At 31.3% G+C, this 16140-nt stretch carries 14 protein-coding genes; all 14 read left to right on the forward strand.

The genetic code is table 11. The annotated features are described in order from the left end of the window. Positions 1–20 precede the first annotated feature (20 nt). Positions 21–614 carry a nucleotide exchange factor GrpE gene (gene grpE, locus FVE77_RS05615; protein WP_026746426.1) on the forward strand — a complete coding sequence of 198 codons (594 nt, stop codon included), beginning with the start codon at positions 21–23 and terminating at the stop codon, positions 612–614. A gap of 18 nt (positions 615–632) precedes the next feature. Further along, complete coding sequence (locus tag FVE77_RS05620; protein WP_026746425.1) at positions 633–2279, forward strand: Hsp70 family protein; 1647 nt, start codon at positions 633–635, stop codon at positions 2277–2279. 202 nt (positions 2280–2481) lie between these two features. Beyond that, a complete protein-coding gene (locus tag FVE77_RS05625) occupies positions 2482–3486 on the forward strand; it encodes a hypothetical protein (RefSeq protein WP_026746424.1) in 1005 nt (334 codons plus the stop codon). Between the two features lie 76 nt (positions 3487–3562). Further along, complete coding sequence (locus FVE77_RS05630; protein WP_006804356.1) at positions 3563–4150, forward strand: restriction endonuclease subunit S; 588 nt, start codon at positions 3563–3565, stop codon at positions 4148–4150. Continuing rightward, the gene (locus tag FVE77_RS05635; RefSeq protein ID WP_026746423.1) at positions 4140–5273 is read left to right on the forward strand and encodes an N-6 DNA methylase family protein; all 1134 of its coding nucleotides are present in this window, start codon (positions 4140–4142) and stop codon (positions 5271–5273) included. The genes FVE77_RS05630 and FVE77_RS05635 overlap by 11 nt, the downstream gene beginning before the upstream one ends. Positions 5274–5399: 126 nt before the next feature. Continuing rightward, complete coding sequence (gene trpS, locus FVE77_RS05640; protein WP_026746422.1) at positions 5400–6371, forward strand: tryptophan--tRNA ligase; 972 nt, start codon at positions 5400–5402, stop codon at positions 6369–6371. A gap of 105 nt (positions 6372–6476) precedes the next feature. Next, positions 6477–6965: a ribosome maturation factor RimP gene (locus FVE77_RS05645; protein ID WP_026746421.1), complete on the forward strand. Its 489-nt coding sequence runs from the start codon at positions 6477–6479 to the stop codon at positions 6963–6965. Next, positions 6965–8122: a transcription termination factor NusA gene (nusA, locus tag FVE77_RS05650; protein WP_026746420.1), complete on the forward strand. Its 1158-nt coding sequence runs from the start codon at positions 6965–6967 to the stop codon at positions 8120–8122. The genes FVE77_RS05645 and nusA overlap by 1 nt, the downstream gene beginning before the upstream one ends. A gap of 66 nt (positions 8123–8188) precedes the next feature. Next, a complete protein-coding gene (locus FVE77_RS05655; protein WP_026746419.1) occupies positions 8189–8758 on the forward strand; it encodes a DUF448 domain-containing protein in 570 nt (189 codons plus the stop codon). Next, positions 8755–11853, forward strand: coding sequence for a translation initiation factor IF-2 (gene infB, locus FVE77_RS05660; protein ID WP_036087943.1), 3099 nt, complete (start codon positions 8755–8757; stop codon positions 11851–11853). Before FVE77_RS05655 ends, infB begins: the two co-directional genes overlap by 4 nt. 22 nt (positions 11854–11875) lie before the next feature. After that, entirely contained in the window at positions 11876–12244 is a 369-nt protein-coding gene (gene rbfA, locus FVE77_RS05665; protein ID WP_021769169.1) for a 30S ribosome-binding factor RbfA, read from the forward strand. Between the two features lie 76 nt (positions 12245–12320). Beyond that, positions 12321–14018 (forward strand): single-stranded-DNA-specific exonuclease RecJ, encoded by a 1698-nt coding sequence (gene recJ / locus FVE77_RS05670; protein ID WP_026746417.1) that lies wholly within the window; start codon positions 12321–12323, stop codon positions 14016–14018. A 56-nt stretch (positions 14019–14074) separates the two neighbouring features. Then, positions 14075–15361: a trigger factor gene (gene tig / locus FVE77_RS05675; RefSeq protein WP_026746416.1), complete on the forward strand. Its 1287-nt coding sequence runs from the start codon at positions 14075–14077 to the stop codon at positions 15359–15361. A gap of 190 nt (positions 15362–15551) precedes the next feature. Then, a complete protein-coding gene (gene clpP / locus FVE77_RS05680) occupies positions 15552–16127 on the forward strand; it encodes an ATP-dependent Clp endopeptidase proteolytic subunit ClpP (RefSeq protein ID WP_026746415.1) in 576 nt (191 codons plus the stop codon). The last annotated feature ends 13 nt before the right edge of the window (positions 16128–16140 follow it).

The raw sequence follows: 16140 nt of genomic DNA on the forward strand, positions 1-16140 counted from the left end.
TATGTGAAAGGACAATAGTTATGGAAGTGGAAAAAATTGAGAAAAGGGGCGTGTCAGAAATATTTCAGCCAGTTTTAGAAAATGAAGCAGTAAAATTGGATGCTGAAGAAAAAAGTGTATTTGAAGAGATTCAGGAACTTAATGAAAAAATGGATGTTATGAATGATACAGTTTCTCAAAAAATATTAAATATGGATTTTGAAAAAAATGTAGCCGATAAGCTCCACAAGGAACTTCAAGGCTATAAAGACGATCTTTATTTTCAGCTCGTAAAACCTCTTATAATGGATTTGATAAATATGAGGGAAAGAATGAGAAGAGCTGTAAAACATTTTTCTAAAGAAACTGGTGAAAAAAAAGTTGAAATGCTTGAAAGTTATGTGGAAGAAATTGAAACAATTTTAGAAAATAACAGCATAGAAATTTATGAAACAGAAAAAGAAGAATGTGATTACAAGGTAAAAAAACAACGTATAGTAAAGCAAATAAAAACATCAGATGAAAAATTACATGGAAAAATCTGTAATATTTTAACAAATGGGTATATTTATACAGAAAAAAATAAAATTATCTTTCCAGAAAAAGTAGAAGTGTATGTTTACAAAAACAATTAGATGAAAGGGAGAATAAAAATGTCAAAATATGTATTTGGAATTGATTTAGGAACAACATATTCTTGCATAGCTCGTGTAGATGAAACAGGGAGAGCAGAAGTAATCAAAAACTTGGAAGGCGAAAACGTAACACCTTCTGTAGTAGCTTTTGAAGATGACAGTGTAATCGTAGGAAGCGATGCAAAAGATGAGTCAAGCATAAAGCCAGAAACAACTGTAATGCTGGTAAAATCCTATATGGGGAAAAAAACTAGCATGATTGACTACAATGGCGAGCCTAAGATGCCGGAAGAAATTTCATCATATATTTTAAAAAAACTTGCAAGAGATACTTCGGAGCAGCTTGGAGTTGAAGTAAAAGATGTTGTGATAACTTGTCCTGCATATTTTGGAACGGCAGAACGTACAGCTACTAAAAATGCTGGTAAAATTGCCGGATTGAATGTTTTGGAAATTATAAGCGAACCGACAGCTGCGGCTATATATTATGGCTGTACAAGAAAACTTGAGGAAAAGACAGTTTTAGTGTATGACCTTGGTGGCGGAACATTTGATGTTACAGTTATGAGGATAAGCGCTGACAAGATAGAAGTTATATGTTCTGATGGAGATCATGATTTAGGTGGTAAAAATTGGGATGAAGCATTAATGGCCTACTTAATTAATCAGTTTAGTGAAAAAGCTGGATATGAAGTTGAACCAGATGAATATTTGGATCAGAGATTGAGGGAACTGGCTGAAAAACTAAAAAAGAGATTAACTTCAAGCAGTAAGGCAAGCGGAATGCTGGAAGGCGATGGAAGGCAGGAAAAATTATCAATAACTAGAGAAGAATTCGAGAGAATGACAGCGTTATACCTTAGAGAAACAATGAATAAAGTGGACGCTGTACTTGAAATAGCTCAAAGTAAGGGATATCAAGCTGATGAAGTTCTTCTGGTTGGGGGCTCAACAAGAATGCCTCAAATAAAGGAAACGCTGGAGAAAAAATTTGGAAAAGAAAAAGTTCAGTTTCTTGAACCTGACGAAGCTGTAGCTAAAGGAGCCGCAATTCATGCTGTAAACGTTTATGTAAATAATCAGAAAAACCTTACTGAAGAGGATTTTGAATCTGAAGAAAACGTACAGGTAAATATCGATGGGGATATAAAAGAGCTGAATGCAAAAGACTACAAGGAAAAATTAAGCTTTTCGCCAGAAATAATGAGTCTAGGAGGTAAGGCAAGGGAAGTTGTTATGGCAACAACGAAAAGCTTTGCAATAAATCCTATTGTGAACGGTAAACAGATTGGTTATAATATGATTATAAAAAATCAGCCTTTAAATAACGGTTTTTTAGAAGTCTCAAAAGTTTTTGGAACTTATTATGAAAATCAGGAAAGTGTAAATATAGCAATATATGAAAATGACAGTATGGAAGAGTATTTTGAACTGGAGGAAAATTTGAAACTAGGAGATGTAAACTTGGAATTGCCTAAAAGCCTTCCAAAAAAATCTCCAATAGAAATAACTTTAAAATTAACGAAAGAGGGAATCCTTGAAGTAAAGGGACTTGACAAAACGAGTAATAAGGAAGTAAAAGTTGAAATGAATGCAAAAGGGATTATGTCGAAGGAAGAACTGGAGAAAATAAAACTTAAGGTTCAAGGCATAACATTAATATAAAAATTATTTTTATAAAATGCTCAAGTTTTATAATATCTAAATTGATATTATGGAATTTGAGTAAATTTTTATTTGTTAATCATAGATTGTATAATATATTGTGAAAAAATTAAAATTACTGTTTGAATTGTAATGTGGCAGTTTGATTTTAACGTAGTTTTTACTGGATTTGAATAAATAAAAATGTGAAGGAGAAGATAGAGTGTCAAAAGAAATAAAAGATAACTGGTTTGTAGTGTTAGAATTGGATTTTTATCCTAAAGCTGAAGAAAATGAAGAAATTATAAGGAATAGGATAGAAGAAAAGAAATCTGAGTGGGAAAGAAGGAAAGTTCGTGCTTATAATAAAGAAAATTTTATAAGATACATTAATTCATACGAGACTATAAAAAAGGAAATGTTGGGAAGCAATAATATAAGAAAAGAATTAATAGAAGATGCTCTCGCTCCTGTAGACAATGCTTTAAAAATGGGAGAAGGAAGCATTAAAGTCTTTACAGATGATATTATAAAAAAAATTTCAAGGGAAACGAAAAGAAGTGAGAAAGTCATAAGGCAAAGAATTATGGAAAATCCTAATTTTGAATTGTATGATGAAACAATATACAATGATTATCTTGATATTATTAAAAAGAAGGCTGACTTTGAAGTGATAGAAAAATTATTAAAAACATTGAATAGTGAAGATATTTACAGCTTTTTAAGCTCTCAAAATTTAAAATTTGAAACTTTAGACAATAGTGTTATAAATAAAGAAAGGAAAAAACTGGAAAATCTTCATAATAATATTTCTTCTGCTAAATACAAATTATATAGTCAAATTGAAGATATGGTTAACAATGATGAAGAAAAACAAAAATATGATAAATATTTAAAGTACAGTAAAGTAATGAAAGAATTAAATTATGTAAAAATATACAAAAATGGAACTGTAGGAATTAAACCTGTTCAAAATATCAAAAAAATACTAGGCAATGAAAAAGAAGCAACTAATATTTTTATAGGATTTTGTGAAGAAAATAATATTGCATACAATCTTTCAGATAACTCGGATACAGCGATTGCAGATACTTTAAATGATGAAAATGAAAATTTTAAAACTACATCTGATAATAAACAGACTAACTATATGATCAGATATGCAGTAGCTTTAGCAGTATTCGCTTTAGGAGTTTTTATAATAAATACATATTTTATAGGAATATAAAAGAATAATTACATAGTATTCTGTGTTTTTTTGTGTTATAATAAATATGAAAAAAATGAGATAAGAAGAGGTAGAAATGAAATTAGGAGATAATGTAGATATAATAGCGCCATTAAACGTAAAAACGGCTGATTCTGAAACGGGATATTTTTTACTAAATCCGACAATGGTAAATAACGGAAAAATAGAAACTTTTGATTATGCAGAAGTTCCGGACAGATATAAAAATGGAAAAAATAAAATAGCCGATAAGTATTTTATAAAAAAGGATGATGTGCTGTTTCAAGCTAAAGGAAGTAAAATAGACGTGGTGTATGTGGATAAGGATTATGAAAAAGTTCTTCCATCAACACTTTATTTTATTTTAAGACCAAACGAAAAAATAAATCCCAAATATCTTCAATGGCTTTTAAAAACAGAACTGGTATTATTGTATTTTGAAAAGAAATACAAGACGATGGGGACTGTTAGGGCTGTGAACAAGGGAGACATAGTGGACCTGAATGTGAAGATACCCGAAAGAAAAATTCAGGACGAAATGGCTAAAATAATAACAAGTTTTGAAGAGGAAGAATACAGTACAATGAAATATTTAAACATAAAAAGAAAGTACATTGAAGAAAGAGTTATTGAAAACAATCAGGTGATAATAGATGAAGAATAAATTTTTTAAAGTTATGAGCGAAGAACTTGAAAATGAAAAAAAATCAAAAAAAATAGATATACTTAAAACATCATTATTTTTATATATGACTGTAATAAGTAAAGTTCTTTATGAAGAACTGGAAGTTTTGAAAAATAGTAATTATTTATTTTTAGAATATTTAAATAATATAGGTTTTACGTACAATTTAAAAGAAAATTATTTGAAAAATATGAAGAATCTATCAAGTAAAATAAAGATATTTGAAGATACCTATAAAGCTATAGAAAGCCGTTTGAACAGGGAAGAGCTTATTGAAGATGCAGGAGCTATGGAAATAGATCTCAAACTGGACATTTTCAGAGGACAATGTGTAAAGATAGCTAAAAATTATATTGATAAAATAATCAACAGCGCAGTAATACCTAATGACAACACAGTTCAGCTGTTATCAGAAATTCTTGGAATAAAAAATAACGAAATTTTATATGCTATAAACTTTTTTGAAGAAAACATGTTTTATGATTACGAAATACCGAAAAATGAAATAGATGCTATTACTGATATTTTATTTTCCATAGCTAATTTAAAAAAGAAAGAAAAAATATCGATAATTTTAACAAAAGAAATAACATCAAAAGAACTAATATATGAATCAATAAAAAATAATAAAAAGGGCATAGTGGAGAAAAGCGCTATCGATTCGCTAACTTTAGAAGAAAAAGAGGAATTAGTAAAATCAGATAAAATTCAATGCATAATATCTGTACCGTTTAATAATGTATTAAAGAATCAAGTAGTAATATTTAACGAAGAAAAAGAGGAAAAAGAACATATATTATTTGTTCAAACACAGGATTTTTTTGAAAAAGGGAATGAAAAAATTAAAGTTGAGAACTTTAAGGAACTGTTAAAAATTCTTGATGAAAAAGAGGAAGTTAACGGGGTCTTAAAATCAGTTTCCAACGATGCAGTATTGGAAAAAGAATGTAATTTTGATATTTTAAATTATGTCTTTAAAATAAAGGAAAAAATTAATTTGGAAGAATTAATGGCAGAAAAGGATGAAAGTTATAAAATAATGACGGAAAAAAGAGAAAGATGCGATAAGTTGTTAAGAGAATCTTTAGAGGTAAAAAAATAGACATTATTTTATTCCGTTTTTTGGGCTTTTTCAATATTTTACAAATTTTTTTTTTAGTGATATAATACAGATATGTTTTTAAAAATATAAGTATCTGTTTAATAATATAAAATTATGGAGGTTTTTATGAGAAGTTTATCGGGAATACAGCCCAGCGGAATTTTACATATTGGAAATTATTTTGGCGCTATTAAGCAGTTTGTAGAACTGCAGGATGAATATGAAGGCTTTTATTTTTTAGCCAATTACCATGCTTTGACATCTTCACCAAAAGGAGAGGACTTGAAGGCTAATACGATTGGTGTAATTCTGGATTATTTGGCTTTGGGACTGAATCCTGAAAAATCAACGCTGTTTTTGCAGTCGGATGTACCTGAACATGCGGAATTATCTTGGATTTTGTCAAATATCGCTCCAATGGGGCTATTAGAAAGAGCGCATTCATATAAGGATAAAGTTGCAAAAGGGATTAAGCCAAATGTGGGGCTTTTTACTTATCCAATACTTATGGCTGCTGACATTTTAATGTATTCGCCAGATATTGTACCTGTTGGAAAGGATCAGAAGCAGCATTTGGAAATGACTCGTGATATTGCAATTAAATTTAATGAAACTTACGGCAAGGAAGTATTTAAATTGCCAAAAGAGAAAATCGTTGAAAATGTAGCGACTGTGCCAGGAACAGATGGCGATAAAATGAGCAAGTCCTATGGAAATGTAATAAATATGTTTGGTTCAAAAAAAGCATTGAAAAAACAGATAATGAGCATTGTAACCGATTCAACGCCTTTAGAAGAACCAAAAGATCCTGACAACAACATCACAAAATTATATGCTCTTTTCGCAACAGAAACGGAAGTGGAAGCACTGAGGGAAAAATTCAGGGCTGGAAACTTTGGATACGGACACGCTAAAAATGAATTATTTGACAAATTCATGGATTATTTTTCTCCATTCCAGAAAAAAAGGGAAGAGCTGGAAAATAATATGGACTATGTATACCAAATTTTGCGGGAAGGCGCAAATAAGGCTAGAAGCATTGCAACTGCCAAGATGGATGAAGTTAGGGATGCAGTGGGACTGTTGAAAAAAAATTAGGGGCTTGAAAAAAAAGCGAAAATGTGTTATTATAGTTACAGAAAATAATTTTAGGTAGAGAGTGGGTTAGCCCACTCTTTAGTTTTAGATATGAGGTGTAATTTTATGGAACAGATTTTAAATGAGTTTGAGAAGAAAATCGAACAGCATTTAAAGGAAATGAATCTGGAATTGGCAGATTTGGAATATGTGAGGGATGGGGGATATAATTATTTGAGAGTGTATGTAGAGAAACTGGATGGAACTACGACGCTTGATGATTGTATTGATTTTAGCCGTGAGATTGACGGAATTGCGGATGACTTGATTGAGGAGAAGTTTTTTCTGGAGGTTTCGACACCTGGGGTTGAGCGTAGATTGAGAAAGCCTAAGGATTTTGTGAGATTTTCGGGAGAGAGAATTAACGTTCAGGCTAAGAGTAACATTGAAGGAGCGAAGAGGTTTTTAGGAAAATTGGAAAAATTTGAGAATGATACGGTTTTTCTTTTGGATGATAAATCGGAAAAAATAGTGGAAATACCACTTTCTAAATTAAAGAAAGCAAATTTAATATATGAATTACCGAATGGCATATTAAATAGTGAGGAGGAATGATGAAAGGGCGAGATCAAAAAATATTTTTGGAAGCACTTGATGAACTTGAAAAAGAAAAGGGAATTTTAAAGGAAGAATTACTGGAAACAATAGAAACTGCATTGCTTGCGGCGTATAAAAAAAATTATGGTGAAAAGGACAATGTGAAGGTAACGATTAATAGAAACAGCGGAGATGTAAAGGTTTATTCACAAAGGCTGATTGTAGAAAACGTAGAAAATCCTGAAGAGGAAATTAGTCTGGAAGATGCAATTTCTGTTAAAAAGCGTGCTAAGCTGGGAGATATTCTGGATTTGGAAATTAATGCGGAAAGTTTTAAGAGAAATGCAATTCAGAATGCAAAGCAGATTGTTGTGCAAAAAGTTAGAGAATGTGAAAAAAGAAATATCTTTAATAAATTTAAGGAAATTGAAAATTCAATTGTTTCTGCAAATGTTAGAAAAACTGATGAAAAAGGAAATCTGTATGTGGATATAAATGGACTTGAAGCAATTGTGCCGGCGAAGGAATTATCACCAGTAGACATATTCAGACAAGGAGATAGAATTAAAATTTATATCGGCGCTGTAGAAGAGTCTACGAAATTTACAAAAACTTTTGTTTCAAGAAAATCTGAAGAATTACTTCGAGGACTGCTTGAATTAGAAGTTCCTGAAATTTATGAGGAAATTATTGAAATCAGAAACATTGCAAGAGAAGCAGGAAGCCGTTCTAAAGTCGCTGTTTACTCAAATGATGAAAATCTGGACGTTAAAGGTGCATGTATTGGACGTAACGGAATGAGAATCCAAAATATCATTGATGAACTTTGCGGAGAAAAAATCGATATTGTTCTTTGGAATGAGGATATAACGGAATTTGTAAAAAATGCCTTGAATCCTGCAGAAGTTCTGTCAGTGGAAATCATTGAGGAAGGCGAAGAAAATATGAAAGTTGCAAGAGTGCTTGTAGCAGAAAATCAGTTATCGCTTGCAATCGGTAAAAAAGGTCAAAATTCAAGGCTTGCAGCAAGACTGTGCGGAGTGAAAATTGACATTCATACAGAGCCTGCTGAAATTGATGAATTTGAAGAGTACGAAGAAGATACGGCTTTTAATGATTCATTTGAAGATGAAGTTGAGGAAAGTGCATTTGCTGGACTTCACGAGGAAGACTGAAATTTGTAAAAAAATTATAAAAGATAAGTATTGAAAAAGTATCAAACAAGGAGATGATTAGAGAGTTTGGATACATTAATAAAAGAAAAGAAAGAAAATAACGAACCTGAAAGAATGTGTATTTGCTGCAGGAAAAAAGGTAAAAAAACAGACTTTTTCAGGATAACTGAGCAATACGGAAAATATGTTTACGATAAGGAAATGAAGGTGCAGGCAAGAGGATTTTATGTCTGTAAAACGAATGAATGTATTGAAAGGCTGTCAAAACACAAGAAATATAATGTTGAAATAGAACAGCTTGTACAAATGCTTGAGGAAGTAAAAAAACAAAAGAAAAATATAATTGATATTTTAAAGCCGATGAAAAATTCTGAATATTTTGTCTTTGGAGTTGAGGAAACAATTAACGGAATAAAGCGTGAAAAAGTAAAGCTTGTTATTATTCCAAAAGATACAAGGACAAAATACATTGAGGAGTTTAAAAAATTAACTGAAAAATTTAATTTTAAAATTGTATTTGTTGAAAAGAAAATCGAATTAATAGAGCTTTTTTCAAGAGATGTGAATGTTGTCGGTATTTTTGACAAAAAAGTAATCAAAGGAATATTAAGCAAAGTGGAGGTGATGAATGGATGAAAGTAAAAGTGCATGAATTAGCAAAAGAATTAGGTTATAACGGAACTGCTAAGTTTATTGAGGATATTGATAAAATTGGTGTAAAAGGTAAAAAACATCATATGAATGTACTAAGTGATGAAGAAGTAAGCCTTATAAGGAAAAAACTTCAAAAAGGTGTCCAAAATAATCAAAATAACAGTAAAACTGAAAATCTGAATAAAAGTGAAAATAAAACAGAGAGTAGTACAAAAGAAAATATTGCAAAAACAGTAAGTAGCCATTCAGAGAGTCAAAAAAACAGCAATGCTGAACACAATAAGATTAATGAATCTAAAAACATTAATAAAAATTACGAAAAACCAAAACAGCCATTGGAAAAAGATATTAAACTAAATGTAGAAAAAAAATCAGATGACAGCAATAATAAAAATAATCTGAATACTACAAAAAATTTAGATAATAATAAAAATCAAAAATTTGAAAAATCAAATAAGTTTGATAAAAAAGAAAATAATAGGAAAATGGAGATGAAAGTTAATTTGAGTAGCCAAAATAATAAAGCGAATGAATTAAATAAAGAAAAGCAAAATTTTCAAAGTAGAGAAAACAGAGATAGTAGAGAAAATAGGGAAAACAGCGGAAGAACTTTCCAAAACAGAGACAACCGAAATAGAGAAGACAGAAACAAAGACGGATTTAGAAAAGAAGGAAGAGATAACTTCAGAAGAGACAATCGTAACTTTAATAAAGACGGAAATAATCAAACAAGAGATAACCGTGACAACAGAGGTTTTCAAAATAGAGATAACAGAGAAAATAGGGAAAACAGCGGAAGAACTTTCCAAAACAGAGATAATCGGAATAGAGAAGACAGAAATAAAGACGGATTTAGAAAAGAAGGAAGAGATAACTTCAGAAGAGACAATCGAAGCTTTAATAAAGACGGAAATAGCCAAGCAAGAGACAGTCGTGACAACAGGGGCTTCCAAAATAGGGATAGAGATAATCAAAGTACAGGAAGAAACTTCAGAGACAGACAAGATAATAGAGGATTTTCTGATAGAGGCGGATTTAATAAGGACAGAGATGACTTTAGAAGAGACAGCCGAAATTTTTCTAACGCTAAAAAGGAACCAGCTTCTGAAATTCCAGCATCGACAGTGGCTGAAAAAGGTAAAGCCGGTGGAAAAGGAAAAGGGAAATTCGATAAGAAAAAATATGAAAAAAATAGAAGAGACAGAGAACATCAAGAAAAAGAACTTCGTTCTGACTTTAGAAAAGATGACAAAAAGAAAAAGAAAAATAAGAAACAGGAAAAAACTGTCAAGGATGAAATTGTCAGAATTGAAGGAGAGAGCATAGGAATGATAACAATTGGAGAAGAAATTGTTATTAAAGACTTAGCTGAAAAACTAGGAATAAATGTTTCTGATATAATCAAAAAATTCTTTATGGAAGGAAAACTTCTTACTGCGAATGCTATTTTATCATTTGAGGAAGCTGAAGAAGTGGCGCTTGAATATGAAGTAATTGTAGAAAAAGAAGTAGTAGAGGAAATCAGTTACGGTGAGAAATATCATCTTGAGCAGGAAGACGAGGAAGCTGAACTTGTAACAAGAGCTCCAGTTATTACGATAATGGGACACGTTGACCATGGTAAGACATCACTTTTGGATGCGCTTAGACATACAAATGTAATGAGTGATGAAGCTGGAGGAATAACGCAAAAAATAGGAGCTTATCAAGTAAACTGGAAAGGGCAAAGAATTACATTTATTGATACTCCAGGGCATGAGGCGTTTACTGAAATGAGGGCAAGAGGAGCGAATATTACAGATATTTCGATTCTAATTGTAGCGGCTGATGATGGGGTAAAACCTCAGACTGTAGAGGCAATTTCTCATGCTAAGGAAGCGGGAGTTCCAATAATCGTTGCAATTAATAAAATTGATAAGCCAGGTGCAGATCCTATGAAGGTTAGAACTGAATTGACTGAATATGGACTGATGTCACCTGAATGGGGAGGAACTACTGAATTTGTTGAAATTTCTGCAAAACAGAAAATTAATTTGGAAGAACTTCTTGAAACAATATTAATTACAGCGGAACTTGAAGAATTAAAGGCCAATCCAAATAAACGACCTAAAGCCGTTGTAGTGGAATCAAGACTGGATCCAAAAATGGGAGCAGTTGCCGATGTGCTTGTACAGGAAGGAACGCTTAAAATTGGAGATGTGTTCGTAGCAGGGGAAGCTCATGGTAGAGTCCGTTCAATGCTTGACGACAGAGGTAAAAAAATAAATAAAGCCATTGTTTCACAGCCAGTAGAAATTACAGGATTTAATGTTGTGCCAAATGCAGGTGATGTTTTATATGGTGTAGAAAGCGATAAGCAGGCTAAAAAAATTGTAGAGGACTTTATTAGAGAGAAAAAAGTAAACGAGCAGAATAAGAAAAAACATATTTCACTGGAAAGTTTGTCTCAAGAATTAGAAGAACAAGAATTAAAAGAATTGAAATGTATTATAAGAGCCGATTCAAAAGGATCTGTTGAAGCATTAAGAGAATCGCTTGAAAAACTTAATACTGAAAAAGTTGTAATTAATATAATTCAAGGAAGTGCAGGAGCAGTAAGTGAGGGGGATGTAAAACTTGCAGAAGTATCAAATGCAATTATAATCGCATTTAACGTGCGTCCAACTACACCAGCCAGAATCATTGCAGAAAAAATTGGAGTAGAAATTAGAAACTACAACGTAATTTATCACGCAACTGAGGAAATTGAAAAAGCAATGAAAGGAATGCTTGATCCAGAATATAAGGAAGTTTACTACGGAAGAATTGAAGTTAAGCAAGTGTTTAAAGTATCAAATGTTGGAAATATCGCTGGAGCTATCGTTGTTGATGGAAAAGTTACAAAAGACTCGAAAATCCGTGTAATTCGTGATGGAATTATTATTTTTAACGGAGAATTAGGTTCATTGAAACGATTTAAAGACGATGTTAAGGAAGTTGTAATGGGACAAGAATGTGGAATTGGTATTCAAGACTTTAATGATATTAAGGCTGGAGATATTATCGAATCGTATATTATGGAAGAAATCCCAAGATAACAGATAGATAGGTGATAATTGTATGAATGACAGAAGAAAAAGAGGGTTGGAAAAGGAAATATCAAGAATTATCGGAATGACACTTTTAACAGAGATAAAAAATGACAAAATAAAAAATCTTGTATCAATTCACAAGGTTGAACTGACAAAAGACGGACGGTATCTTGATTTAACTTTTTCAATACTGGATTTGAAAGACAATATAAATAAAGAAAAAATCGCTGAAGATTTGAATAAATTAAAAGGTTTTTTTAGGAAAAAAATTGGTTCACAGCTGTCGATAAGATTTGTTCCAGAAGTGAGAATTCATCTGGATGACAGCGTTGAATATGGAGTAAAAATTGCTTCGATACTGAATGAAATAAAAAAGGAAAATGACAATATCGAGTAACAGAAATACCGGGCTGCTTTAAAAAAGCATGAGGCAGTCCTGCAACTATACAAAAAAGGAAGCGATTAATCTTGTAATGAAATGGGAATTAAAAAGCTATAATGAAGATTATTTGACATCAAAAAGTTCTGAATTTGGTGAAAGCAGATTAATTTCAAGACTGCTTTTGAATCGAGGAATTGACACAAAGGAAAAAGTTTCTAAATTTTTAAATTCAGATAAAAAAGATATTCATAATCCATTTTTATTTGAAAATATGGAAAAAGTTGTAGAAAGAATAAAAAAGGCTGGGAAAAATAAAGAAAAAATTGTAATTTATGGAGATTATGACGTTGACGGAATCTCTGGAGTGGCGTATCTCGTAATCATGCTACGAAAATTGGGGCTTAATGTTGATTATTATATTCCAAATCGGGTTCATGAGGGAATAGGTATAAATAAAAATCTTTTGAATTTTTTGAAAAAACGGGACGCAAAGTTGTTTATAACAGTTGATATTTCAATAAATAACCGTGAAGAAATACTGATGTTAAAAAGCAGCGGAATTGACATAATTATAACAGATCATCATAGACAGATTGGAATTCTGGAGGATAGGGAGCAGGAAAAAGAATTGGATATTCTTACAATAAATCCAAAGACCAGCAGTACTTATCCAAATAAGTCCTTGTCAGGCTCTGGAGTTGCCTTTAAACTTGCGGATGCTATTTATGAAAGATATGGTGCAAATAAAAAAATATTGTACGATTATATGGATGTTATAATGATTGGAACAGTTGCAGATGTTGTGCCAATGACCGATGAAAACAGGTTTATCATAAAAAAAGGACTAAATAATTTAAAAAAAACCAAAATAAAAGGTTTGAAGTATATTATTAATTATTTGAAGATAAATCCTAGAAATATAACAACTAGCGATATTGGATTTTTCATTGCGCCGATTTTCAATGCACTTGGAAGAATTGATAATTCAAAAAGTGTTGTAAATTTCTTTATTCAGGAAGATGACTTTAAACTTTTCTCAATAATTGAAGAAATGAAACGTGCGAATAAAATCAGGCGTTATCTGGAAAATGAGATTTATAATGAACTGGAAGAAAAAATACAGCGTCTGGAACGTCCAAAATATATTTTTATGAAAAGCAGAAAATGGCATTCTGGCGTAATTGGCGTAGTCTGTTCAAGAATTTCCATCAAATACAACATACCAGTAATTCTGATTTCAATAAAAAATGGATATGGAAAGGCATCGTGCAGAAGTATCGAAGGAATAAATATTTTTGATATTTTAAAAAGTGTGTCAGACAAACTGGAGCGATTTGGAGGGCATGACTTGGCGGCAGGATTTCTTGTTTCAGAAAAATATTTAGGTGAAATTGAAAAACATCTGCGGCAAAGACTTGCAAGAAAAAACAGGGAAAATGTGCAAAAAACTTTGTATGTTGACGCATGGTTGAATATTGAATATTTAAACAAAAGAAAACTGCACGAAATAAACAGGCTGTCTCCTTTTGGGCTGGATAATCAGGAGCCAAATTTTATGGATTCAGATGTAAGTTTTCTTAATCTAACGAAATTTGGGATAAATAATCGGCACTTTAAGGGATTTATTAGAAAAAATAATCGTATTATTTCAGTAATTGGATATAATTTAGGACATAAATTGAAGGCAAATAATTTTTATAAGAAAAAATTTAAAATAGTTTATACTCCGATATTTAAGTCTGGGCATTCGGATTTATTTATCGAATTGAAAATAAAGGATTTTAAATAAAAATAAATTAATAAAAAAATTATATATAACAAAAAATTTTAGGAGGAATTAAAAAAATGGCAGTAAAAAAATTAAATGAATCTACTTATGAAGTATCAGCAGTTAGAGAAGGAGAAGAGTTAAAACATTTAAAGGAACATGTTTTAGTACATTTTAAAGATGCAAAAGTTGACGGATTCCGTCCAGGACACGTACCTGCAAAAGTGATTGAAGAAAAATTCAAGAAAGAAATTGAAGGTGAAATCTTAAATCATATTATTTCTGACGAATATAGAAAAGCAGTTGCAGAAAATGAATTAAAACCAATTGCTGATATTAAACTTGAAAAATATGAGCTTAATGATGACAAAGTTGAAGTGGTATTTACAATACCTGTATTGCCTTCATTTGAATTGGGGCAATATAAAGGTGTGGAAGTAGAAAAGGAAAAAGTGGAAATTACTGATGAAAAAGTAAACGAAGAAATCGAAAGATTAAGAGAAAATGCTGCAAAATTAAAAGAAGTTGCAGAAAATGAAGAAGCTAAAAATGATGACGTTGTAAATATCAACTTTGAAGGATTTATAGATGGCAAGGCATTTGATGGAGGAAAAGCTGAAGGATATGACTTGACATTAGGTTCTCACAGCTTTATCGACACTTTTGAAGATCAAATCGCAGGGCATAAAAAAGGCGATGAATTTGACGTAAATGTTACATTCCCTGAAGAATATCATGCTGAAAGCCTAAAAGGAAAACCAGCTTTATTCAAGGTAAAAGTAAATTCAATCAAGAGAAAAGAAGAAGCTGAATTAAACGATGATTTAGCAAAAGAATTAGGATTTGATTCTGTTGAAGATATGACAGCTAAAACTAGAGAAAATATTACAAAAAGAGAAGAAGCAAGAGCTGAAAATGAATTTAAGAACAAAGTTATAGATGCTGTAGTAAACGGAACAGAAGTTGAAGTTCCAGAAGCATTGGTTCAAAGAGAAATTGACTATCAAATCAACAGATTTGCACAACAATTGCAAATGCAAGGAATTAATCTTAACCAATACTTCCAAATGACTGGACAAACAATGGAAGCAATGAGAGAAAGCTCAAAAGAAAATGCTGAAAAATCAGTAAAAACAGAATTAGTATTGTCTGAAATCGCAAAAGCAGAATCAATCAAAGCAACTGATGAAGAAGTGTCAAAAGAAATTGAAACATTGGCTGCAATGTACGGACTTGAAAAAGACGCATTAATTGCCGATGTAAGAAAAAATGGAAACTACGAAAGATTCATTGATGAAACAAACTACAGATTAGTAAATCAAAAAACAATTGATTTATTAGTAAAAGAAGCAAAAGTTAAATAATAATTTTGAGAAAATTGTTAAATAAAAAGAATATTTTGATTTTAGAAGAATTTTGTGATAAAATAGTTTATTGCGGAATTCTTTTTCTCTATATTTAAACTGCAAAATTTTAAAACAATTTTACTGTAGTTTTGTAATAATGAGAAAAATAAAAAATGAAAGAAAATTGACAGAAATAGGAGGAAATAATATGTCAGCATATAGTCCAGTAGTTATTGAAAATGATGGGCGTGGGGAAAGAAGCTATGATATTTATTCAAGACTTTTGAAGGATAGAATAATTTTTGTAAGTGGAGAAGTTGAGGATGGAATGGCAAATGCGATAGTCGCTCAATTATTATTTTTAGATGCACAGGATAATGAAAAAGATATAGTTATGTATATAAACAGTCCGGGAGGAGTAATTACCGCTGGACTTGCGATTTATGACACAATGCGTCACATTAAAAGCGATGTTTCTACAGTATGTGTAGGACAGGCGGCAAGCATGGGAGCAGTGTTATTGGCGGCTGGAGCAAAAGGTAAAAGATACTCGTTGCCAAATTCAAGAATCATGATTCATCAGCCACTAGGCGGAGCAAGAGGTCAAGCAACAGACATTCAGATTCAGGCAAAAGAAATTGAAAGAATGAAGGAAATTACAAGTAAAATTTTATCAGAAGCAACTGGAAAATCAGTAGAAGAAATCTATGCAGATACTGAAAGAGACAACTTTATGTCTCCAGAAGAAGCTGTAAATTACGGATTAATTGACAAGATATTGTAATTATTTGCAAAAG

Origin of the sequence: Leptotrichia hofstadii, from assembly GCF_007990525.1 — a bacterium.
In the GTDB taxonomy this organism is placed as follows: Bacteria; Fusobacteriota; Fusobacteriia; order Fusobacteriales; family Leptotrichiaceae; genus Leptotrichia; species Leptotrichia hofstadii.

Coding starts and splice junctions, on each gene's coding strand:
- grpE (WP_026746426.1), top strand. CDS start 21: ATGGAAGTGGAAAAAATTGAGAAAAGGGGCGTGTCAGAAATATTTCAG.
- FVE77_RS05620 (WP_026746425.1), top strand. CDS start 633: ATGTCAAAATATGTATTTGGAATTGATTTAGGAACAACATATTCTTGC.
- FVE77_RS05630 (WP_006804356.1), top strand. CDS start 3,563: ATGAAATTAGGAGATAATGTAGATATAATAGCGCCATTAAACGTAAAA.
- FVE77_RS05635 (WP_026746423.1), top strand. CDS start 4,140: ATGAAGAATAAATTTTTTAAAGTTATGAGCGAAGAACTTGAAAATGAA.
- trpS (WP_026746422.1), top strand. CDS start 5,400: ATGAGAAGTTTATCGGGAATACAGCCCAGCGGAATTTTACATATTGGA.
- FVE77_RS05645 (WP_026746421.1), top strand. CDS start 6,477: ATGGAACAGATTTTAAATGAGTTTGAGAAGAAAATCGAACAGCATTTA.
- nusA (WP_026746420.1), top strand. CDS start 6,965: ATGAAAGGGCGAGATCAAAAAATATTTTTGGAAGCACTTGATGAACTT.
- infB (WP_036087943.1), top strand. CDS start 8,755: ATGAAAGTAAAAGTGCATGAATTAGCAAAAGAATTAGGTTATAACGGA.
- rbfA (WP_021769169.1), top strand. CDS start 11,876: ATGAATGACAGAAGAAAAAGAGGGTTGGAAAAGGAAATATCAAGAATT.
- recJ (WP_026746417.1), top strand. CDS start 12,321: ATGAAATGGGAATTAAAAAGCTATAATGAAGATTATTTGACATCAAAA.
- tig (WP_026746416.1), top strand. CDS start 14,075: ATGGCAGTAAAAAAATTAAATGAATCTACTTATGAAGTATCAGCAGTT.
- clpP (WP_026746415.1), top strand. CDS start 15,552: ATGTCAGCATATAGTCCAGTAGTTATTGAAAATGATGGGCGTGGGGAA.